The sequence below is a fragment of the Lacibacter sediminis genome, from assembly GCF_014168535.1.
Taxonomy (GTDB): Bacteria; Bacteroidota; Bacteroidia; order Chitinophagales; family Chitinophagaceae; genus Lacibacter; species Lacibacter sediminis.
On the sequence record NZ_CP060007.1, the window covers coordinates 2,069,249 to 2,091,456 of the forward strand.

The window sequence follows — 22,208 nt, forward strand, 5'->3', positions numbered from 1 at the left end:
ACACGATTGAAATGTTTAAGTTTTTTTTCAGTGCCATAGTTTTGTTGTCTCTCGTTTTTGATTGTATTTCACAAACTGCAACATTAAAAACATTCCCACTTGCTGACGTACGCTTGTTGAATAGTCCTTTTAAGCAGGCGCAGGAAACAGATAAAAAATATATACTGTCACTTAATGTGGATCGTTTGCTGGCTCCCTTTTTAAAAGAAGCAGGTATTGAAACAAAAGCCATCAGTTACCCCAACTGGGAAAACAGCGGACTCGATGGACATATTGGTGGACATTATCTGTCTGCATTGGCAAACATGTATGCAGCAACAGGTGATGCAGAAATATTGAGAAGACTTACCTACATGATCGATCAGCTGGAGAAATGCCAGCAAAAAGATGCAGATGGTTATGTGGGCGGTATTCCCGGTGGAAAAAAAATGTGGAATGATGTAGCTGCAGGAAAGATCAACGCCGGAAGTTTTTCGTTGAATGAGAAGTGGGTACCTCTTTACAATATTCATAAGTTGTATGCCGGATTGATTGATGCTTACAATATTGCCGGTAATCAAAAAGCAAAGACAGTTCTGATAAAACTCTCCGATTGGTTTTATAACATCACAGCTAAACTCAGCAACGAACAGTTGCAAACAATTCTCCGTAGCGAACATGGCGGCATGAACGAAGCCTTTGCTGATGTGGCTGCTATCACAGGCGATAAAAAATACTTAGAACTGGCCAAATGCTTATCTCATCAAATAATATTGAATCCGTTGCTGCAACAGAAAGATGCACTCAATGGATTACATGCAAATACACAAATACCCAAAGTTATCGGCTTTATGCGCATTGCAGAAATAACCGGCGACAGCAGTTGGGCCAATGCAGCCAACTTTTTCTGGAATACAGTTGTAACCCGCAGAACAATTTCTATTGGTGGTAACAGTGTGCGGGAACATTTTCATCCTGCTAACGATTTCTCTTCCATGATCGAAACAAAAGAAGGCCCTGAAACCTGCAACAGTTACAATATGCTCAAGTTATCGAAGCAATTGTTTCTTGCACATCCTTCTTCACAATACACGGATTATTATGAAAGAACGATGTATAATCATATTCTTTCTTCGCAACATCCCAATGGTGGCTTTGTTTATTTCACACCCATTCGTCCACGCCATTACCGTGTGTATTCACAACCGCAAATGGGCATGTGGTGTTGCGTTGGTACAGGTATGGAAAATCATGGTAAGTATGGCGAGTTGATCTATGCACACAATGAAAAAGATCTTTATGTCAACTTTTTTATTCCTTCCATTCTCAACTGGAAAGAAAAAGGATTGCGTGTTGAACAGTTAACAGCTTTCCCAAACAGTGAAGAAACACAATTGAAGATCATCATTAATAAGCCGCAACAGTTTGCAATCGTATTGCGTTACCCATCATGGTTAAAAGACGGAAAGCTGAAAGCATACGTAAATAAAAAAGAAGTGCTGTTGAAGAAGAATGCAGATTCTTATGTATCGATTTCACGCACATGGAAAACAGGTGATGTGTTATCCATTCAATTACCTATGGAAATAAAAGCAGAGTTTTTACCAGACAGTTCTTCGTGGGTAAGTTTTGTTCGTGGACCAATAGTGTTGGCAGCTGCAACAGATACCACCGGTACAACAGGATTGAAAGCTGATGATAGTCGCATGGGGCATATCGCTAACGGACCTTCATATTCAATTGAAGATGCACCAATGATTATTACGGGTAGCAAAAAAAATATAACATCTCTAAAGTCGGTAACGGGTAAGGCATTTACCTATACAGCTTCCGATCTTATTTATCCGGCAAAATATAAAAGTCTGCAGCTGGTTCCTTTTTATACATTACATGATACACGTTACATGTTGTATTGGCGCTATGCAACTCCTGCACAACTGGAATCGATAAAAGAAGAGATAAGAAAAAAAGAAGAAGTGCAATTGGTATTGGAGAAAATAACTGTCGACCAGGTCGCCCCCGGTGAGCAGCAACCGGAATCTGATCATAACTTTAAAGGTGAGCAAACAGAATCGGGTGTGCATAAAGACCGTCATTGGCGTACTGCAAAAAAATGGTTCAGCTACGAGTTAAAAAATACAGATGCTGCTGCACGCATACTTCGTATTACTTATTTCGGGCAAGACAGGAATCGCTTGTTTGATATTTATGTAAATAATGTGTTGTTGCAAACAGTTGAGCTGAATGGTTCAAAAGGCGATCAGTTTTTTGATGTGGATTATGAATTGCCTGCAGAAGTGGCAAAAGAGAAATTGATCGCAGTGAAATTTGTTGCAAAAGAAAAGTCAACGGCAGGCGGTATTTATTATGTGCGGTTGGTGAAATAGAAATTAGATCTACCGGGTAGTTCATTACTGTGTTCACTCATCAATAAAATAGCGACGTGCTTGCGTATTATATTGCAGCAAATTCTTTTTGTATCAGCAGGGTAAAATAGAATTAAACATATTCTTCCATACTATAAACAGAATTATTAATGAGCCGGATATTGATTGTAATTATTTGTTGCTTTTTGTCAACGTCGTTAAATGCGCAGACTTATGCAAGCGAAAGGCAATGGTGGCTGCAGCAAATGGATAAAATGGCGAGACCTGTTCTTTCAAATCTTGCTGAAGGAACATTGAAAGACAAAATGCCGGTGGAGTTGGCGAAGTCGGTTGACAATGCAGCTAACCGCAGCGCTGTATCTTATCTTGAAGCGTTTGGAAGAACATTAAGCGGCATCGCTCCATGGCTTAATTCAGAAGCAGGATCAGCTGATGAGATTGCGTTGCGTAAGCAATACCGTCTATGGACTTTAAAAGCAATTAAAAATGCAGTAAATCCCCAATCAAAAGATTATTTGAAATGGGATGGTGGACAACCGTTGGTAGATGCATCTTTTGTTGCATTGGGTTTGGTTCGCTGTCCGTGGCTTTGGCAAAATCTTGATAGTGCAACAAAGCAACAGGTAGTTACAGTTTTCAAAAAAACAAGAGCTACAGTTCCTGTTTATTCGAACTGGCTGTTGTTTACCGGGATGATCGAAGCTTTTTTTTGTAAGTACGGAATGGAGTATGATCCGGTACGTATTGAATTCGCAGTTCGTGAGTTTGCCAATCATTGGTATACCGGTGATGGGTTATTTTCTGATGGAATGAGTTTTCATATGGATTACTATAACAGCATTGTTATCCACCCTTATCTCGCCGCAATTGTTGAAACGATCAATAACAGCAATAAAAAATACCAATGGTATGCACCACAACTGTTGCGCATTAATAAGCGTTACGCTGAAATACAGGAAAGAAGTATCAATGCTGATGGAAGTTATCCTGTGATCGGTCGTTCAATTGTTTATCGTGGTGGAGTATTTCATCACCTGGCTGATATTGCGCTGCGAAAGCAATTGCCTGAATCATTAACGCCTGCACAGATCCGGTCTGCATTAGCTGCAGTCGTTAAAAAAACAATGGATGCCCCCGGCACTTATACAAAAGAAGGATGGTTGAGTATTGGTTTGTACGGATCACAACCGTCACTTGCAGACGTATACATTACCACCGGCAGTCTTTATATCTGTTCGAATATTTTTCTTCCATTGGGATTGCCTGAAACAGATGAGTTTTGGTCTGCAGCACCTCAGCCATGGACCTCAGTAAAAGTTTGGAGTGGTCAGGATGTAAAAGCTGATCATGCAATGGATGCACATTGATTTTTTATCAGCGACTTTTTTAAAGACTTGGTGATTGTCTGTATATGGAAATCGTTTTTTGCTTTCAACATCTCACACCATATTACTGATGTAAAAAGCCACCCGAAGGCGGCTTTTAAAGCTGTGGAGAGTATCGGGGTCGAACCGACGACCTCTTGCATGCCATGCAAGCGCTCTAGCCAACTGAGCTAACCCCCCAACGGGCAGCAAATATAGCAGTTTTTGTAAAAGAAAATCATTCGCCGTTTTGCGCTTATCTTGCGCTAACGATTGTATTTTTCTAAAACTTTAGCTGTATGGATATTCAGTTCAATAAGAATGATGATGTAATGAAATTATCGCTTACCGAAATGCGGAAACGTCTGCAAAAGATCTATGAAGGTGGCGGTAAAAAATCAATAGAAAAACAACGGGAAAGGAACAAGCTAACTGCACGTGAACGCATCGGATATCTCCGTGATGCAGATAAACCATTTATTGAGATCGGCGCTTTTGCGGGCTATGAAATGTATGCGGAGCAAGGTGGTTGTCCGGCTGGAGGCACCGTTGCAGGTATTGGTTATGTGAGCGGAAGGCAATGTGTGATCGTAGCGAATGATCAAACGGTAAAAGCCGGTGCATGGTTTCCCATCAGCGGTAAAAAGAATTTAAGGTTGCAGGAAATAGCAATGGAGAATCGATTGCCGGTGATTTATCTGGTTGATAGCGCCGGCGTGTTTCTTCCCATGCAGGATGAAATTTTTCCCGACAAAGAACATTTCGGTCGCATCTTTCGCAACAATGCAAGAATGAGTGCAATGGGTATCACACAAATTGCTGCGGTAATGGGGGCATGTGTTGCCGGCGGTGCTTACTTGCCTATCATGAGCGATGAAACATTAATGGTGGAAGGGAATGGCTCTATCTTTTTGGCCGGGCCATATCTGGTGAAAGCAGCCATTGGTGAAGATATTGATGCTGAAACATTAGGAGGCGCCACTACGCATACAGAAATATCAGGCATTGCTGATTACAAATTCAAGACTGAGCAGGAATGTTTAGATGAAGTAAAGAAATTGATGAGTAAGCTCGGTGAAAAAAGAAAAGCCGGTTTCGATCGGGTTGCTGAAAAGCTTCCGAAAAAGAAAGTTGAAGAATTATATGGTTTGTTTCCTGCAGATGGAAAGCCTTATGATATGCTTGAGATCATTGAGCGTATTGTTGACGACAGCGACTTTGATCAGTTTAAACAGGATTACGGTAAAACAATTGTTTGCGGTTATGCACGTATTGATGGTTGGGCAGTTGGTATTGTCGCTAATCAGAGAACCATTGTAAAGAACAGGAAAAATGAAATGCAGTTAGGCGGCGTGATCTATAACGATAGTGCTGATAAAGCTGCCCGTTTTATTCTCAACTGTAATCAAAAGAAAATACCATTGGTGTTTTTGCAGGACGTAACCGGTTTTATGGTCGGCAGCAGAAGCGAACATAGTGGCATTATTAAAGATGGTGCGAAGATGGTGAATGCAGTTGCCAACAGTGTTGTGCCAAAGATCACCATCGTTATAGGCAATTCGTATGGTGCTGGTAACTATGCGATGTGCGGCAAGGCTTATGACCCACGTTTTATCTATGCATGGCCCACTGCAAAAATTGCGGTGATGGGTGGCGACCAGGCAGCCAAAACATTATTACAAATACAGGTGGCTGCTATGAAAGCCAAAGGCAAAGAAGTGAGTGCAGAGGAAGAAAAGAAATTACTGGATGAAATAAAAGGCAGGTACGAAACACAAACAACACCTTACTATGCAGCTGCACGATTATGGGTAGACGAAATTATTGATCCAATTGAAACCAGGAACGTGATTAGTGAGGGAATTCATGCAGCCAATCACAACCCGGATCTGGATGATTTAAAAGTGGGTGTGTTTCAAGTATAGAAGTACAATTTCAATTACCCGGTTGTCTTATGCGTAACATCTATAGTGTCTTTTTTCTTAATGTACTTTGTTTTACAGTGAGTTGCTTTAGCCCGCCACCTGACAGAGCGATGCTGAGCGATACTTATCTGAACAAGCAATTAAAGGATTACAAGTCGGTATTGCTGGTTTTTACCGGTACTGCTGTTGATAGAACAATTCTGGAGAATCTAGGTGTTGAACTGACCAAGAAATTAAAAAAGAAAAATATTGTTGTAACAACTGAATACTTCGGTGATGAAAACAGTAAAACAACCAGCCACCTTTTACGTGTGATCAATAAAATGCAAGCAGATGCAGTAATTGTATTTACTCCGTTAAACGGAGCAAAAATTAAAGAGTATTATGGAGGGGTTCAGGGTTTAGAAACCAGACAGGCTAAAACAAGTCAGCGGTATGACATACGCCTATACGATGAAAGTGAAAAACCGGTGTGGGGAGCAAGACTAAATATTCATATCACAATTGACAGTAAAAGGCCGTATTCGAAAATTGCGGATAGGATTGTGTTGCATATGTACGAGAACGCCATCCTGAAAAAGTAAAAAATAAAAAGCTCCATCAATCGATGGAGCTTTTACTATTATGAAACAGCCGTTGCTTACGCCTTCGCTGTTTTCAATTCTTTCGCCGTCAACAATGCATATCCACCAAAGAACATGGTGCAGAATACAGCTGTTGCGTAGAGGCTACCTGTGTAAAACGGAATACCATCAGTTAATGTAAGCATCAATCCTTCCATTGTTTTTGGATGATGATAACCACCACCGCCGATCCACACCAGGAAATTACTTACGAAGAAATAAACTGTTGGACCGGCCAAAGCGCCTAAGCCGATCTGCCATGCTTTCTTTTGGTTGATGAAGAAACCAATCACAGTTAAGCCTGCAAATAAAATATAATTAGTGAGCTGACCGCCATAAAAACCCTGTATCGATGTGAGCCCTGCGTTATATAAAACCTGGTAAAAGGCATCGCTGATGAACATGCTGAGGATAGGTAATGCGAAGGCATATTTCTTATCCTTGATCACCGAACCTGCAAACAGCGCAATAGCAATTTGTGGTGCAAAGCCCAACGGACGGTTCGGTAAAATGCGATAAAGGGCAGCCACAACTATGAGTGCTAATAATGTAAAAACGAATGTTTTATTCAACTTCATAATAACCAATATTGAACAGCAAAAGTAACTAAAAACAACTCCCGACCGTTCATTTTTTCTTTGGCTTTTTCCCGACATGTGGATAAGCCATAAACTGTTATTTTAGCTTTATGGCAAAACACCTTGAAACAGGCAGGCAGGGAGAGGAGTTGGCAGTTGAATGGCTGCTGGTACAGGGTTTTGTGGTTATGCACCGAAACTGGAAGCATTCTTATTTTGAGTTAGATGTAGTTGCTTCAAAAGACAATATTCTTCACTTTATTGAAGTAAAGACAAGAACAACTGATACATATGGTCATCCGGAAGAAGGAGTAACAGCCAAAAAACTGGAACGGTTAATGAATGCCGGAGAAGAATTTCTCTATCAACATCCGGAATGGAAAAGGATACAGTATGACATTCTGAGCATCCGCCTGCACAGATATAAAGCACCGGAGTATTTCTTTTTGGAAGACATAAGCTGATCAAGGTACAAGAGTCAAGTAAAACAAAAAGGCACAAGGTTTCAAACTTGAACCTTGTGCCTTGAATCTTGAGCCTTGTATCTTCTTAATACTTTGGATTAACGCCGGTGTAATTGTAAGGCGTAATAGCACTTAATTCTTTCTTCACCTCAGCACTCACTTTTAATCCTTTAATAAACGCCTGCATTGATTTTTGAGTAATAGTAGCATTTCCTCTTGTCAATTCTTTCAATGCTTCGTATGGGTTTGGATAGTTTTCCCGACGAAGAATTGTTTGAATGGCTTCGGCAACTACTGCCCAGTTATTTTCTAGATCCTGTTTGATCTTGTCTTCATTCAACAGCAGTTTATTCAACCCTTTGTCAATTGATTTTAAGGAAAGGATGGAATGTGCAAACGGAACACCGAGGTTGCGTAATACAGTTGAATCGGTGAGATCACGCTGTAATCTTGAAACGGGAAGTTTAGCTGATAAATGCTCGAACAAGGCATTGGCGATACCAAGATTACCTTCTGCATTTTCGAAATCGATCGGGTTTACTTTATGCGGCATGGCGCTGCTGCCAACTTCACCTTTTTTGATCTTTTGTTTGAAGTAATCCATTGACACGTATGTCCAGATATCACGACAGAGATCAATAAGAATGGTGTTGATGCGTTTAATGCTGTCCATTTGTGCAGCAAGATTATCGTAATGCTCAATCTGCGTCGTGTATTGCTGGCGTTGCAGGCCAAGTTTTGTTTCAACAAACTCATTACCGAATTTCACCCAATCTTTCTTCGGAAAAGCAACAAAATGCGCATTGAAGTTTCCGGTTGCACCGCCAAACTTTGCCGATGTTGGTAATGCAGATAATTGCTGCAATTGATTTTCGAGCCGCTCAACAAACACCATGATCTCTTTACCAAGTTTGGTAGGCGATGCAGCCTGTCCATGCGTGCGTGCAAGCAACGGAATATTTTTCCAGTCTTTTGCGAAACCTTTCAGCTTTAGAATTAATGTTGAAATGGAGGGAAGTAATTCGTTTTCCAATGCTTCTTTCCATGATAACGGAATCGAAGTATTGTTGATGTCCTGAGAAGTAAGGCCAAAATGGATCCACTCTTTCAAATCGTTTAAGTTGAGTGCTTCCAGTTCACGCTTCAGAAAATATTCAACAGCCTTTACATCGTGATTGGTAATGCTTTCAAGATTTTTGATCTCCTGCGCCTGTGCCACGGTGAAATTCGTCACCACATCTTTTAAAGCCTGTTTCTGTTTTGGCGTGAGTTTAAAGAATTTCTTTTCAGAGAGAAACAGGAAGTATTCAATTTCCACCAGCACACGGTAACGGATAAGTGCAAATTCGGAGAAATAAGCATCGAGTTGCTGCAATTGATTACGATAACGTCCGTCGACCGGGGAAATGGCTGTGAGATTTTGAAGTTCCATGAAATTGTTTACAGTTTGTAGTTAATTAGTTGGCTGAAGTATTGCTGCGTATGGCTGTTGCAGTACAAGATTGTCCTTCGACAAGCTCAGGATAAACTGCGACCAGAGTTCAATAGCAGCAAACAGCCTGCCCACCAAAAAATCCTTTTCTTTGCAGCGCAAAAGTAAATGAATTGAAGAAGATAAAAGTTGGAGCAGTCAGTTATTTAAACACAAAACCCATGATGTATGGTATGCAGAACGATGCGTTTCTGCAGGACCATGAGCTGGTGCCCGATTATCCGTCGAAAGTGGCCGCTATGCTGAAATCAGGTGAGGTGGATGTGGCGCTGGTGCCGGTGGCCTTGCTGCACGAATTGCCCGAATATCATATTGTAAGTGATTACTGTATAGCCTCTGACTTTGAAGTGGCTTCCGTTTGTTTGTTCAGCGAAGTGCCGGTGCATGAGCTAACTACTGTTTATCTCGATTACCAAAGTCGTACTTCAGTTGCATTGGCAAAATTACTGATGAAAGAGTTTTGGGGTATTTCGCCACAATTGATCGATGCAAAGGATGAAAGTTATCGTACAAAAATTGAAGGCACAACAGGTGCTGTTGTAATTGGCGACAGGGCCTTGGAGCAACGGCGCCTTTCTACCTATATCTACGATCTTGCTGCTGAATGGCAGGCCATGACACATTTGCCGTTTGTGTTTGCGGTGTGGGTGAGTTTAAAACCAATGAGTAAAGAATGGATGGATCGTTTTAATGAAGCCAATGCAGTTGGTTTCACAATCATCGATGAAATTGCGGAGCAACAGAAATACCCCGTGTACGATCTGCGTAAATATTACACACATAATATCAGCTATTTACTGGATGATGAAAAACGGAAGGGGATGAAAAAATTCCTCGAATTTTTAAATGCGTAAAGTTTTATTTTTAACTATGCCTGTTAACCGGATGCATTACATTCTCCGCTGTTGTTTCGTATTCCTGTTCATTTGCTTAACAGGGTTTCTTCATGCACAGGAGTTACGTTATCAGCTTAAAAATTACACACCATCAGACGGATTACCCAGCTCTGAAACTTACCAGGTGTTGCGTGATGCATCAAATTATATGTGGTTTGCCACGGATCATGGGGTAACCAGGTATAATGGTTATGAATTTGAGACATTCAATCTGCCTGATAATTCGATCATGGGCTTGTATGAAGATTGGAAGAAAAGAGTATGGGTATTCACTTTCTCTGGACGACTATTTTATTATGAAAACGGGAAGTTTGAAAATTATAAGTGGAATGATAAATTAGTTACTGCAATCAAACCTGGAGTGATACAGGCGATGTATGTAGATAGTAATGAAGTGGTGCATGTCTCTTCATCAGGGCCTTATTATGTTAAAATCAGAGAAAATGGAACATTAAAAAGGGAGATCGAACTCAGCCCTGTAGCAAAATTCGAAGCGATTGAATCTCAGAATTCTGATTTTTTTGTAAGAGTGATTGCTTATCCCGAAAAACTTCAAAGTCTGGATTACATTAAAAGTGAAGCTAAAAGTGAGTTCAATATTACTTCAAAAGGGAGAAAAATAGTTCTTAAAATTCCTCGTCTAATTCAGCATGAACGATGTCGTTTAAAACGTCTCTCTGATGGCCGGTTGATTTTATATACAAAGGATAGTTACACAATTATTAGATCTGCTAACGATTATGATTATGTAAAAACTACATACACTGTTGATGATATCGAAGAAATTGATGGCAACATCTTTCAGGCAACTGAACACGGGTTATATATTATAAACAAGCAAGGCTTAGTGGCTGAGAAATATCTTGAAGGGATACATATTACTTCGATTGAACGGGATTATGAAGGAGGTGTTTGGGTTACTACACTAAGTAATGGAGTTTTTTATCTTAACCATTTTCGTATAAGGCACCTTGCTTATGAAGGTGTTATTATAAATAAAAGAATCAATATATTATATCGATTAAGCGATGCGTCTATCCTTGCTGGAGTTCATGGGAATGAAGTGATAAGATTTAAGCCAAGTTCTTTTTTTAAAAGTACCAGGCTTGAATTAAAAGATGTTGTTGCTTTTCACGAAATGAGTTCCTCATTGGTATTAGTAGGAGGTCCGGTTGGCTGGTATAATTCAAAATTGTGGACGATAACCAAGCCAGATGCAAAAGACTCTGTTACTTATTTGCAAATTCCCAATAACTCAAATTTTGCAATTAAAGATAGTGTTTTGTATAGCGGACTTGCAACATCTGTTTATGAGTATAAGATTGGAGATTTTAAAGAGCCTCTTAATTTTTACTCACTGAAAGAGGTATTCAGGGCTGCTAAAATTTTCTTAGAAAATGACGGCGGCGTACTTGTTGGCAATCAGTTTGGTCTTTGGCGTTATCGGTCAGGATATGTCACAGCTTATGATTCAACAAAAAAAATCCTTAGTTCACGTATCACAGATATTGCATACTATCAAAACAAATTTCTATGCCTTTCAACAAGAGGGAATGGCGTATTACTTAAGGTGAATGACAGTATTTACCAGGTAACGCATTCAGATGGGTTGGTAAGTGATAACATCCGGAAGATCTATGTTGACCAAAATAATATTTGGCTGGCATCAAACAACGGCGTTTCTATTGTGACAATAAGTTCTTTACAACCGTTTCGCTATGCGGTTAGAAATATTACTGTACAAGATGGGCTTCTTTCAAATGAAATAAATTCTATAATTAAGGATGGTAAAAATGTAGTAATAGCATCCAATAATGGCATCTCATTTCTTAATCTGGGGGCTGTTATGTCAAAGGAAGTCTCCGGGCTACCGTTATACGTTAAAAGTGTTAAGGTGAATAATGCATTGGTAGCAGTTGGTGAATTAACAAAACTTGGTTATCGGAAGCGAAATCTTAACATTAGTTACGAAGCTTTGAACTATGGTGCAGCCGGTAAAAATAATTATCGTTACAGGCTATTAGGCTACGATACGAACTGGATCTATACAAATAACCGTGAGATACAATTCAATCCATTGCCTTACGGAAGCTATAAGTTAGAGATACAGGTAAAACGGGAGTATGATGGCTGGAACAGCTCAGTCAGTTTTATTCAACTATCGGTGCTGTGTAAGCCTCCGTTTTGGGCTACTACCTGGTTTTGGGTAGCTGCTTTTTCTTTATTGATGTTTCTTGTAATCCTTCTGTTCAGGAAAAGGATCAATGATATCCGGCTACGTCAAAAACAACAGGAAGATCTGAAACAAAAGATCAACGATACGGAGCAAATGGCGTTGAAAGCTCAAATGAATCCGCATTTTATTTTCAACAGTCTTAATTCAATTCAGCAGTATGTAATAGACAGTGATGTAAAAGGTGCTAATGAGTTTATATCTGGTTTTTCGAAATTAATTCGCCAAACGCTTGAATTTTCATCAAAAGAGATTATTACCCTTGAAGAGGAGATCAGTTATCTGTCCACTTATCTTGATCTAGAAAAAGCAAGAATGGAAAGCGGGTTTACTTATAACGTAAACGTACAAACGCAGCAGCCCGCATCTCAGCTTGAATTGCCACCTTTGCTGTTACAGCCATATGTGGAGAATGCTTTGAGGCATGGTGTTCGCTATCTGAAACATATTGATGGCGTAATTTCACTCACGTTTATCGAGTATCCGGGATTGCTTGAATGTATTATTGAAGATAACGGTATTGGAAGGGAGAAGGCTATGGAGTTGAAGGCAGTAAACCCCATCGAATACCAGTCTCGTGGCATGTCGTTAACTGCTGAACGTATAGCACTCTTAAATGAGGGGCAGCAAAGGAAAATTGAAGTTGTAATTGAAGACCTGAAAGATCAGAAGGGGAATGCCTCGGGCACGAGGATAAGGGTGCTGTTTCCTGCTTAGTAAAGTTTAAGAGATATTTATACAGAGCTGTGACATTTAAGGGCGGGATAATTAACTAGATTTGCGGTTGGCATTTGTTTTGCCTGTGGAATCTATGGCTTTCCTGCATCAAACAAATAATTAATTTCTTATGGTGAAAGTATTAACGGTTGATGATGAGCCAAAAAATTTGCGGATCATTAAAGAGTTACTGAGATTGTATTGCCCAAATGCTGCTCATATTGGCGAAGCAAATAATATTGAAACGGCCAGTCAACTGATCAACGAATTGCAACCCGATCTTGTTTTGCTTGATATTGAAATGCCTCATGGAAATGCATTCGATCTGCTTGATAAGATAATGCCTGTAAGTTTTGAAATTGTATTTGTTACTGCATTTGATTCGTATACACTGAAAGCATTCAAATATTCTGCACTCGATTATATTCTCAAACCTGTGAATATTGATGAACTGAAAGCTGTTATTACGAAAGCTGAACAAAGGGTTCATCAAAAAAATATTAATCAGCAGTTGAGCTATTTGCTGCAGAATATGAAACAACCATCGGCTGCTTTACAGAAAATTGCGGTTCCGACATTTAAAGATCAATTGGAATTTATTGAAACCGATTCTATTCTCTACTGTGAAGCGAGTGGCGCTTATACCTTCATTTTTACAGAAGGGGGACAAAAGCTGGTATCGGCTAAAAGCCTGAAAGAATATGAAGAAATGCTGCCGGAAAGTGTTTTCTTCCGATTGCATCATTCGCATCTTATTAATCTAAATAAAGTAAAGAAATACCACAAAGGAAGAGGTGGGGAAGTGGAAATGGATAATGGCGTTTTCCTGGAAGTGGCAACCCGCCGAAAAGACGAATTCCTGAAGCGGATCGGCTTCTAAACAGTCATATATGCACAGTTATTTACCTATTTACACGAGTGTAAAGTAGCAGGCCTTTGTTTCAGGCAGTTCATGAAATTAGGCTTAGCTTCGCCTTACCTATCGTTTCAAGGCCGTTGTTTAACCTCCTGTGAAAAACTCCTATTTCTTATCTTATAAGTGTAACAATTCCGCTTTTCTTAATTACTCCGCATGCATTTTTTGCATTGATCATATACGAATAAACTCCCGTGATCTGTGCTGTTGCTTTATAGTTTCCATTCCAGCAATTGTCAGGGTCTTTTGTATAAAATACCCGTTCTCCCCACCTGTTATAAATGCTGAATTCAAACTCAGTAACCGGCCCCCAGTTTTTAATGCCGAAGCAATCATTTATACCATCATTGTTTGGTGTAAAAGCATTTGGCATTAGATAGTTGCCTGAATTATCAGCCGTTACTAAAACTGTGATGCTATCTGTATTGCTGCATCCATTTATATCTTTTCCCGTAACAATATATTGGGTTGTTGTTAATGGTGATGCAATTGGATTCCGAATTAATGCATTGTTCAGCGTACCGGATGGCATCCATACATGTTGGTCAGCTCCCGTAACATTCAGTTGACTGCTTGCATTACTGCAATCAACATCATTTGATTTTGATGTTGTGAGTACCGGTAATGGATTTACAACAACTGTTGAAGTTAATGTTTCAGAAATATTACAGAGTGTATCTGAAATTGTAACATCATAGTCGGTTGTGTTCAAAGGATAAGCAAATGGGTTTGCAAGATTTGTATTAGAGAGAGAAGATGTTGGGCTCCAGTTATAAATATCTCCACCAGCGGCAACCAATTGTACACTATCGCCAATGCAAATTGATGTTGATGGGCTGATGCTGAAAGTATTTGGTTGCCTTACATCCACACGAACGGAATCTGTGCTGCTGCAATTATCGGCATTCGTTACAGTAACCTTATAAACTGTGTTGCTTGTTGCTGTTGCAAAAGGGTTCGCAATGGAAGGGTTACTTAATGTATTTACAGGCGACCAACCGTAAGAAGTACCTCCGCCAGCGACCAATTGTATGTTACTACCGGCGCAGACCAATGTGTCATTGGAAAGAGTTATTGTTGGTTTTGGATTTACGGTAACAGTAATACTGTCTTTAGCTATGCAACCAAAGCTGTTTGTTCCTGTAACAATATACTTTGTGGTTGCAGAAGGAGAAGCAAGAGGATTTGAAATGGATGTGTTTGAAAGTCCGCTGATGGGTGTCCATTGGTAATTTAAAGCGCCGGATGTATTTATTTGGATGGATGATCCTGTGCAAATAGCGGAATCGGAACTGGTGTTGATAACCGGAGTATCAACAGTGATCTTTACACTGTCTCTAGAAATGATGATAGGAGCGAAAGAAATGTCATCTAAAGCAAAATCGTTACCGGTGACCTGTGTATTCTTATTAATGATTGATATAGTCGCTGACGTGGCATTTCCGGAATTCCAGGTTGTATAAAATTGTGTCCAAGTACAAGTAGGCAAACTTGCAGTAATAAGTGTTCCTATAGCATTGTTATTAATTGAAAATTGCAATTGTGCCGGGTTTGGAGGCCACAAAGCCTGAATCCACGTAGAAAAAGAGTAATTGGTATTTGGAAGAACAGTTACAGTCTGTGTCCATATCTTAATGTCAGGAGCAGGTGATCCGTTTACGAGCATCATATTGCCATTTCCAGTAGTATGGTCGCCACAGTTACTTAGAGAAGAATTCCATCCTTGTGGACTCGCACCTACAAAGTATTGTCCCTCAGTAATGTTTGCTGCAGCGTAATTATATGCAGATGTGAAGCCGGTATTACCGTTGCTGAAATTGCCATTGACTATGAGATTATTGCCTTTCTTTTCAGAAGTCAGATAATAAGTAATGTTAACGGGAGCTGAAGAAACAGGGTTTTGCACAGACGGATTATCAAGGTATGTCGAAGGAGACCAGCAATAAGTTAAGGCAGGAGCAGATCGTAATTGTTTTGTTGCACCAAAACATATTGTAGTATCAGCAGTTAGTATTGTCTGGGTGTCGTTTTGAATACTTATACTATATGTTTTGCGTACTGTGTCAATACAGCTTTGGTATTTCTGAATCATCAATACCTGGTAATTTCCGGGTGCAGTATAGGTGTGTGAAACAGTTGATGAACCTGAAACTGAATTGCCGTCGCCAAAATTCCACCAAATGCTATCGTAATTTGTAGATGTAGTAGCGAAGGTTAATTGATATGGGACACAGGAATTTTGTGTAAAAGAAAAGTCTTTCTTTTGTGCGCATGGAAGAACAGCACATGTATCGGCTGTAAAAGTGCAGGAAGGGTTTGTCGCATTTATTGACGCAGTACCACCTAAAGTGCCATTCCAACTAGTATTTCCTTGTTTATTAAAGAGGTTGTCGAACGTGTAATATGCAAGTAAATTGGTTTGTGTTGAAGGGTTTGGCAAGGATGTATTCATAAAACTCTTGATTTGAACCTGTGTCCTTGCTACATTCCATATTCTTACTTCATTGATATATCCAATCAGGTTAGTGTTATGTATTAATGCGTCGTAAAGTCCTATTCTTGTTTGATGATTGTTTTGAAACATATTTCCAGTTGCAGCTACGCTGCTCATTAAATAACCATTCCGGTAAAATTTCAGTGAACTGCCATCATACACCATAGCAGCATGATACACTTTATTTAATTCAATTTCACAAATTGGAGGTGTTGTAAAGTAGCCGTTAGTAGTTGTTATTTCTGCATTATTGGGTCGCAATAGATAATTAACGTCAACGGGATCAACATGTTTGGAAACCAGATCGCCGGCCCAGTTATACCCGTTTGAATAAGGTGCTGTTCTGCTAAAAAGGGCTTCGACTGTTATCGTGTTTCCAGGCACATCAAGATCACCAACATTTACATAAGATTGATAAGAAGGAAGACTGAGCCAGTTGTTACATGGATATTGACAGGTGCCAGCAATTGCAGCAGCTTCAGCATCGTTTAATACTCTGTTATAAATTCTAACATCATCCATTTTGCCTCTGTACCAATCGCCAAATGAGTCTCCTTTTTTCCCGAATGTAATTTTTGAACTTCCATCTTTTAGAATAAATTTTGTTTGAGACATGTCAGATGATTCGAGTTTGCCATTTATATATAATTTCCAAACTCCATTTTTATAGGTTGAAATAATGTTATACCAACATGGATTGGGCGTGAGAATTGTACTGCTATTAAGAATGTGATTGTAAGCATAGCCACTCATGGCCTTATTGTTAAAGAGATAGACTCCGTAATTCCATAACGACAATGTGAAATCTGGGTGTGCTGGTGCTTTTACCACCAATGCTTCGGCTGGCCAGGTATTTCCCTGTTCAGGTAGAACCCAAACAGAAATCGAAAAAGAATCCTGAGCTGCAAAATTGTAAAGATTAGAGAATGGTAATTGAATGTAAGAGTTGATGCCATTGAAATAATAGGCGCTGTTTGCATTGCCATTTCTATCAGTTGTAATTGTGGTATTATTTAATGTGCCATTTATATTGTTTCCGCTTACGTCGTTTGCGTTTCCTGAAAATGGATAATGAGCAATAAGGCCTTGTGTGAGATTTACCTGAGAGAAAACCGTATTTGAAAACAACAGAAAAATGATCAGGTACAGTTTCATTGTAAAATAAATTATGCACATTTATTGCAAGAGTGTACTTCTTACAAAAATGATTGAAAGTTCATTTTAGCACTCTAAAATAGTAATTAATTAACGTAAAAGCATTGCTGTTGACATAAGTTCTGGCTGCAACACAGTTATTGTATTTATTACACAGTTATTAATCCTTTAGTTGCGGAAGTGTTTTAATATTTATATTTAATGTGATCTTTAATGATGGTTTCTACAGATCAATAAAATAAAATTGCTGCTACTTTAATCACATTTAAAACATTTATTTATGAAAAGAATTGTTTATTCTCTTTCTGGTTTTTGCTTGTTATTGATTCTTATTTCAGGTTGCAAAGGTGATACAGGGCCCGCCGGACCGGCCGGGCCGACTGGAGCAACCGGCGCAACAGGCGCAACTGGAGCAACCGGCGCAACAGGCGCAACTGGAGCAACCGGATCTGCAAATGTTATTTATTCAAACTGGACTAACGTTACTTTTTCTAATACAGGGCCTTTTTGGGAAGGTATATTGAATGCTCCCGGAATTACACAAACCGTGATGGACAGGGGCGTAGTAAATGTTTATCTTAAAAATCCAGATGGTTTAGTTTTTCAATTAAACTATGTAACATCGGGTGGTAACTATATTCATTACTTTTTAACACCCGGCGTAATTACGATTCGCTCAAATTATAACGCTACTTATCCATATCGTTACATTATTATTCCCGGAGCAGTATCTGGTGGTCGTTTTACCAGTGGTCCTGCAGTGGGTTATTCTATTGATCAAATCAAAGGAATGACTTACGAACAAATATCAAATCTGTTTAGTATCCCAAGCGAAGGCGCAAGCGATAAAAAATAGGATTGGCTAGTTGCGCAAATAAAAAAGCGATGGGCATATTTGCTCATCGCTTTTTTATTATCCATAATCATCATATTATTTAAATGCGTAGAGCATGCCCGCTTCCGAAATAATTGTTCCGTCTACTGTGGTAATTGGAGATACTAAAATTTTAAAATTGTTCTCTTTTAGAGTTTTTACTAATGAATCCGGGCCCTTGTGGTGCCATTCTATTAATAACGCAGAAATTGTAGTTAAATGACCGCATTCATTTAATCGGTCAATGATATTGTATTCTTCTCCTTCGCAATCTATTTTTAAAATAAGCCCCTTGTTATCTAAGTCCTCAATTTTAATGATTTCCGTAAGAATATCTTTTATGTCTTTCAAATCAATTTGAATTGTCTGATTTTTTTTAATCTCCTTAGCATGATGAATGCGGATGAAATCTTCATTTACGCTTGCTTGCATAGAACCGTCTTCAAATAGAGGTACAGTTACTTTTGTGTTTTTATTACTTACTCCATAATTAAAGAGGGTTATTTTTTTACTAATACGAGGATTTAGCTCCAGGTTTTTTTTTGCATCTGCAACAGTTGTTTCAAAAGGCTCGTAAGCGTAAACTTTTGTAACGTTTTCTTTAGATGCAAAGAACAAACTTGCCACTCCTGTATTCATCCCAATATCCAGCACAATGTTTTCGGAGCTTATTGTGTGATATTCATACATTTTTCTGCATACTATTTCATAAAAATTCCCAGCATTTGATTCATTATTTATAAAAATTGACATGCCGCCTGCGGTGAAGATGATTCCTTTTTCTGTCTCTTTGATTTCATCAATAGGGGTATTGTTTAATATTTCTACAATATAATGTAGCCCTCTTTTGTAATATTTGTTAATCACTTTAATTGGTAATCTGCAATTTGTTCTGCCAAAGACAAGGATATCGTCTCTTCTTACAATATCAGTACACCAGCGTAGTGGCACATTGTTGTTCGCAAGATTGAATGCTAAACTAAAGTTTTTATATCTCAGGAGATAATAAAAAAGAAAAACTAATTTATTGCAGATTCTAGCTATTCTCATTTGTATTGTAAAAATTTCAAGGATTGGTAGTTGTTGATATTTGTTAATCTTTTGATCACTTATGGTTTTCTGTCTCTATGCTTCTTTTTATTTTGATGCGTTAATGAGATTCGGGTGCATTTTTAGGTAGTGCTTAAAACAACCAACGGAACTTAATTGAAAAAATTAATTCGCTGCCACTTTTAATTCAAACGTGTATATCCGTGGACTTGTTTTGTGAAATGAGGTTTGCAGAATTTTATTCCAAAAATCTTCTTTCAATTTATGAAAGCCAACAAATAGTTTGATAATAATTCTTTTGAAAGGGTTCATGTGTTTTGTTCCATCAGGATCAATAAACTCAATATTTGAAAAGCCCGCAGATTTTAAGACATAGTAACAGGATCCTGCAGTAAAAAGAACCGAATGTGTAAAATCTTCATATCGCCAATAGGTTCCAGTGTATGACTGGGCATTAGGTACCATCAATAAAAAGACGCCGCTATCTTTTAAGAGGTATTTTTTTATGTGAATTAGTGTATCAATTATATCTTCTTTATCGATATGCTCAAGGACATGACTCATAACAATCCGATCGAATTTCATAGTGCTTTTAGAAGCATATTCCCTAATGTCATTAATTTTTTCTACAGAAAGGTCCTTCTTTTTACACTCATTTATCGACTCTTCATTAATGTCGATTCCATAGAGGTTATTGAATCCGCTTTTTTTTAAATGATCTAACATTTGTCCCAAACCACAACCAATATCAAGAATGTCAAGATTCTTATCTGAGTCATTAAAAAAGGGGCTAAGATACCGTGGAAGGGAATAGTTTGCATATGAACTACTATCGACATTTCGATTGGAAAAATAGGATTTTATTTTTATGTCTTTATTGGTAGATATGTCCATAATTGATGCTGAATTGCTTTTCGTAAAAATAATTTATTAAACATTGATGTTATGAAATAAATTAGCGTATAAACGGCGAATGTAGGATAATATCTTTTTAAAGAATAGTTTTCCCGAGGTATCCATTTTTTTGAAAGTAGGCAATAACTAGGAGGTTTGTGCATTAGCAGCAACTGACGGCCTGCAAAGTCTTTGCCAGCAAGGTTTTTTCTGATAAAACGACAACCTGGCACTTGCTGCCAATTTGTAAAACAGAGTGGCTATCATTTATGTGCAAAATAATATCTCTTCGGGAATAAATTGTTGGCCTATTTTGATATCTGTATATTTTATATAGATAATGGGGTAATTTGCCGAGCATTTTTAGCAACGAAAGGAAACTATTTATCAAAACCGCTGCAAGCGAATCAATTAGAACGATGAAAAAAATTATCAGCCGTCTTTTGTCAAAGGCCGGATACCAGGTGATCAATAAATCCAAGATTAGCTTTAAGGCAGGTGATTTTCAGTATGAGTTGGTAACACCTTATGCTAGTTATGCACCATGGCTCAGTGATATTGAATTCCAGGCAATTTATAAACGAATAAAGGAAAACACACTTGGTGATTTGTACAGATGCTATGAATTGTGGGAACTCACTGAAAAGGTGATTTCAATCGATGCTTCTGTCAGCATTTTGGAAGTTGGGGTGTGGAAAGGTGGCACTGCAGGTGTGATCGCAAAAAAACTTTCACTTCTGAAAGCGAAAGCACCGTTTTACTTGGCGGATACATTCGCCGGAATTGTAAAGGCTTCTGAAAAAGATCAATTTTATAATGGTGGAGAGCATGCTGATACCAGTATTGAAGTTGTGCAAACTCTAATGAATGCGGTTGGTTATCCGCATTACAAAATATTAACAGGAATATTTCCGAACGATACCGCTTTTCAAATTGATCCGGCTGAAATGTTTGGACTTTGCCATATAGATGTGGATGTATATGAGTCCGCAAAAGATATCGTTGATTGGATATGGGATCGTCTAATTATTGGGGGGATGGTTGTTTTTGATGACTATGGTTTTCATACTACCATGGGGGTTACCGAATATGTCAATGAACAAAAAAGCATGTCCGATCGAATTATTATTCATAACCTTAATGGTCATGCTGTGATTGTGAAGATTAAATAATTGGATAGTTGCTTTATTTTGTCGAAAGATTAGCGACGATTTTCTCAAACTGCCCCTGGTAAACAAAGTCATACGCATCTTTCCCTTCAGGAATCACATTCGGGCATTCGAAGCAGACTTCCAACACTCGTTTTACTTTCAAAGCTTCTGCTAATGCAAACGGAAACGACTGATTGCCGATAAAGAATTTGCATCCGGCAATTACCTGAGCCAGTTCAAGGAAATTCTTTACGGGTTTATATTTCAACGTCGGGATCGAATGTCTTAAATCTTCATACTCTTCTTTCAAGCCGACAAATGTGAGATTCGGGTAATTGTTGAGGAATTGATAACTGATACCCGGTGCCCTGTATCGGAAACTGCGGGCTATTACAATCTCATTAGCAAACGATCTATCCGGCTCAACAGTCAGCCAGGGTTTTCCAAGGTCGGCTGTTATTCCATACATATGAAAATACCAGCGACAGATATGATTGGTGTTGTAATCAAAAGGAAAGTTTCTGAATTCATCGAGGTCATAGTCGATCTTTTGATCAGCAAGCACATCGCATGCGGCAAACTCAGGCTGTGAAAGCAAAAGCGGAGCGATCATCTCCACACTTTTTTCTGTAAGTATTTTGCCTTCATTCGCATGCTTCATGCTTTTCCTGTACAACGATTTCTGGTTGATCTGTAAATGAAGATGGATCTTTTTATCGCCTGCCAAAGCTTTCATTGCAGGGATGGCATAAATAATATCTCCCACTAATCCAAAATGTTTGAAGTGCACAGCATCAGGATCAGTTGTGGGATACAAATCGGGCTGACTCACGTTCGAAAGCGCTTTGGTAAATAGTTTTCGTTTTGCCTCCTGTTTAAATACCGCAATGTAGAGCCGCTCTAAAATATTCATATGCTGTTTTCTGTGCCCCTCAAAAGTAGCTATTTTACGGCATTGTAATCAGCAGTCCTCCATGTGATTAAAGGGAAATGTATTACCTTGCCAACCTGCGATT

The 22,208-nt window shown here is 38.8% G+C and carries 16 protein-coding genes and 1 tRNA gene; 10 read left to right on the forward strand and 7 right to left on the reverse strand.

Going from position 1 to position 22,208, the window contains the following annotated elements:
• The first annotated feature begins 11 nt into the window (after positions 1-11).
• Positions 12-2,366, forward strand: a complete 2,355-nt coding sequence (locus H4075_RS08815; protein ID WP_182806013.1) for a glycoside hydrolase family 127 protein — start codon at positions 12-14, stop codon at positions 2,364-2,366.
• Positions 2,367-2,515: 149 nt separating this feature from the next.
• Positions 2,516-3,733 (forward strand): DUF2264 domain-containing protein, encoded by a 1,218-nt coding sequence (locus H4075_RS08820; protein WP_182806015.1) that lies wholly within the window; start codon positions 2,516-2,518, stop codon positions 3,731-3,733.
• Positions 3,734-3,857: 124 nt separating this feature from the next.
• Here the strand turns inward: H4075_RS08820 and H4075_RS08825 are convergent.
• Positions 3,858-3,931: transfer RNA gene (locus H4075_RS08825), tRNA-Ala, on the reverse strand.
• A 98-nt stretch (positions 3,932-4,029) separates the two neighbouring features.
• On the opposite strand from H4075_RS08825, the gene H4075_RS08830 reads away from it, so the two are divergent.
• The gene (locus tag H4075_RS08830) at positions 4,030-5,655 is read left to right on the forward strand and encodes an acyl-CoA carboxylase subunit beta (protein WP_182806016.1); all 1,626 of its coding nucleotides are present in this window, start codon (positions 4,030-4,032) and stop codon (positions 5,653-5,655) included.
• 29 nt (positions 5,656-5,684) lie between these two features.
• Positions 5,685-6,239: a hypothetical protein gene (locus H4075_RS08835; protein WP_182806018.1), complete on the forward strand. Its 555-nt coding sequence runs from the start codon at positions 5,685-5,687 to the stop codon at positions 6,237-6,239.
• A 56-nt stretch (positions 6,240-6,295) separates the two neighbouring features.
• Here H4075_RS08835 and H4075_RS08840 read toward each other — a convergent pair whose 3' ends face one another.
• Positions 6,296-6,856, reverse strand: coding sequence for a DUF6580 family putative transport protein (locus H4075_RS08840; RefSeq protein WP_182806020.1), 561 nt, complete (start codon positions 6,854-6,856; stop codon positions 6,296-6,298).
• A gap of 110 nt (positions 6,857-6,966) precedes the next feature.
• Between H4075_RS08840 and H4075_RS08845 the strand changes: the two genes are divergently transcribed.
• Positions 6,967-7,320 carry a YraN family protein gene (locus tag H4075_RS08845; RefSeq protein ID WP_182806022.1) on the forward strand — a complete coding sequence of 118 codons (354 nt, stop codon included), beginning with the start codon at positions 6,967-6,969 and terminating at the stop codon, positions 7,318-7,320.
• A gap of 85 nt (positions 7,321-7,405) precedes the next feature.
• Here the strand turns inward: H4075_RS08845 and purB are convergent, their stop codons facing one another.
• Positions 7,406-8,752 (reverse strand): adenylosuccinate lyase, encoded by a 1,347-nt coding sequence (gene purB / locus H4075_RS08850; RefSeq protein WP_182806023.1) that lies wholly within the window; start codon positions 8,750-8,752, stop codon positions 7,406-7,408.
• A 173-nt stretch (positions 8,753-8,925) separates the two neighbouring features.
• On the opposite strand from purB, the gene H4075_RS08855 reads away from it, so the two are divergent.
• The 3 genes from H4075_RS08855 (at position 8,926) to H4075_RS08865 (ending at position 13,538) form a co-directional block, all read left to right on the forward strand.
• Positions 8,926-9,666: a menaquinone biosynthetic enzyme MqnA/MqnD family protein gene (locus H4075_RS08855; protein ID WP_255460412.1), complete on the forward strand. Its 741-nt coding sequence runs from the start codon at positions 8,926-8,928 to the stop codon at positions 9,664-9,666.
• Entirely contained in the window at positions 9,659-12,658 is a 3,000-nt protein-coding gene (locus tag H4075_RS08860) for a sensor histidine kinase (RefSeq protein WP_182806025.1), read from the forward strand. The genes H4075_RS08855 and H4075_RS08860 overlap by 8 nt, the downstream gene beginning before the upstream one ends.
• A 130-nt stretch (positions 12,659-12,788) precedes the next feature.
• The gene (locus H4075_RS08865) at positions 12,789-13,538 is read left to right on the forward strand and encodes a LytR/AlgR family response regulator transcription factor (RefSeq protein WP_182806027.1); all 750 of its coding nucleotides are present in this window, start codon (positions 12,789-12,791) and stop codon (positions 13,536-13,538) included.
• 148 nt (positions 13,539-13,686) lie between these two features.
• Here H4075_RS08865 and H4075_RS08870 read toward each other — a convergent pair whose 3' ends face one another.
• Positions 13,687-17,223 (reverse strand): LamG-like jellyroll fold domain-containing protein, encoded by a 3,537-nt coding sequence (locus tag H4075_RS08870; protein WP_182806029.1) that lies wholly within the window; start codon positions 17,221-17,223, stop codon positions 13,687-13,689.
• A gap of 280 nt (positions 17,224-17,503) precedes the next feature.
• On the opposite strand from H4075_RS08870, the gene H4075_RS08875 reads away from it, so the two are divergent.
• Positions 17,504-18,079 (forward strand): collagen-like protein, encoded by a 576-nt coding sequence (locus H4075_RS08875; RefSeq protein WP_182806030.1) that lies wholly within the window; start codon positions 17,504-17,506, stop codon positions 18,077-18,079.
• Positions 18,080-18,154: 75 nt separating this feature from the next.
• Here H4075_RS08875 and H4075_RS08880 read toward each other — a convergent pair whose 3' ends face one another.
• Both H4075_RS08880 and H4075_RS08885 read right to left on the reverse strand, forming a co-directional pair.
• Complete coding sequence (locus tag H4075_RS08880; RefSeq protein ID WP_182806032.1) at positions 18,155-19,048, reverse strand: FkbM family methyltransferase; 894 nt, start codon at positions 19,046-19,048, stop codon at positions 18,155-18,157.
• Between the two features lie 264 nt (positions 19,049-19,312).
• Positions 19,313-20,041, reverse strand: coding sequence for a class I SAM-dependent methyltransferase (locus H4075_RS08885; protein WP_182806034.1), 729 nt, complete (start codon positions 20,039-20,041; stop codon positions 19,313-19,315).
• A 419-nt stretch (positions 20,042-20,460) separates the two neighbouring features.
• Between H4075_RS08885 and H4075_RS08890 the strand changes: the two genes are divergently transcribed.
• Positions 20,461-21,213: a TylF/MycF/NovP-related O-methyltransferase gene (locus H4075_RS08890; RefSeq protein ID WP_182806036.1), complete on the forward strand. Its 753-nt coding sequence runs from the start codon at positions 20,461-20,463 to the stop codon at positions 21,211-21,213.
• Between the two features lie 13 nt (positions 21,214-21,226).
• On the opposite strand, the gene H4075_RS08895 is transcribed toward H4075_RS08890, so the two are convergent.
• Positions 21,227-22,105 carry a hypothetical protein gene (locus H4075_RS08895; RefSeq protein ID WP_182806038.1) on the reverse strand — a complete coding sequence of 293 codons (879 nt, stop codon included), beginning with the start codon at positions 22,103-22,105 and terminating at the stop codon, positions 21,227-21,229.
• Positions 22,106-22,208: the final 103 nt, after the last annotated feature.

Bases quoted from the DNA above. Each gene is read 5' to 3' on its own strand.
- H4075_RS08845 (WP_182806022.1), top strand. From the start codon at position 6,967: ATGGCAAAACACCTTGAAACAGGCAGGCAGGGAGAGGAGTTGGCAGTT.
- H4075_RS08840 (WP_182806020.1), bottom strand. From the start codon at position 6,856: ATGAAGTTGAATAAAACATTCGTTTTTACATTATTAGCACTCATAGTT.
- H4075_RS08820 (WP_182806015.1), top strand. From the start codon at position 2,516: ATGAGCCGGATATTGATTGTAATTATTTGTTGCTTTTTGTCAACGTCG.
- H4075_RS08830 (WP_182806016.1), top strand. From the start codon at position 4,030: ATGGATATTCAGTTCAATAAGAATGATGATGTAATGAAATTATCGCTT.
- H4075_RS08890 (WP_182806036.1), top strand. From the start codon at position 20,461: ATGAAAAAAATTATCAGCCGTCTTTTGTCAAAGGCCGGATACCAGGTG.
- H4075_RS08870 (WP_182806029.1), bottom strand. From the start codon at position 17,223: ATGAAACTGTACCTGATCATTTTTCTGTTGTTTTCAAATACGGTTTTC.
- H4075_RS08865 (WP_182806027.1), top strand. From the start codon at position 12,789: ATGGTGAAAGTATTAACGGTTGATGATGAGCCAAAAAATTTGCGGATC.
- purB (WP_182806023.1), bottom strand. From the start codon at position 8,752: ATGGAACTTCAAAATCTCACAGCCATTTCCCCGGTCGACGGACGTTAT.
- H4075_RS08885 (WP_182806034.1), bottom strand. From the start codon at position 20,041: ATGGACATATCTACCAATAAAGACATAAAAATAAAATCCTATTTTTCC.
- H4075_RS08815 (WP_182806013.1), top strand. From the start codon at position 12: ATGTTTAAGTTTTTTTTCAGTGCCATAGTTTTGTTGTCTCTCGTTTTT.
- H4075_RS08860 (WP_182806025.1), top strand. From the start codon at position 9,659: ATGCGTAAAGTTTTATTTTTAACTATGCCTGTTAACCGGATGCATTAC.
- H4075_RS08875 (WP_182806030.1), top strand. From the start codon at position 17,504: ATGAAAAGAATTGTTTATTCTCTTTCTGGTTTTTGCTTGTTATTGATT.
- H4075_RS08895 (WP_182806038.1), bottom strand. From the start codon at position 22,105: ATGAATATTTTAGAGCGGCTCTACATTGCGGTATTTAAACAGGAGGCA.
- H4075_RS08835 (WP_182806018.1), top strand. From the start codon at position 5,685: ATGCGTAACATCTATAGTGTCTTTTTTCTTAATGTACTTTGTTTTACA.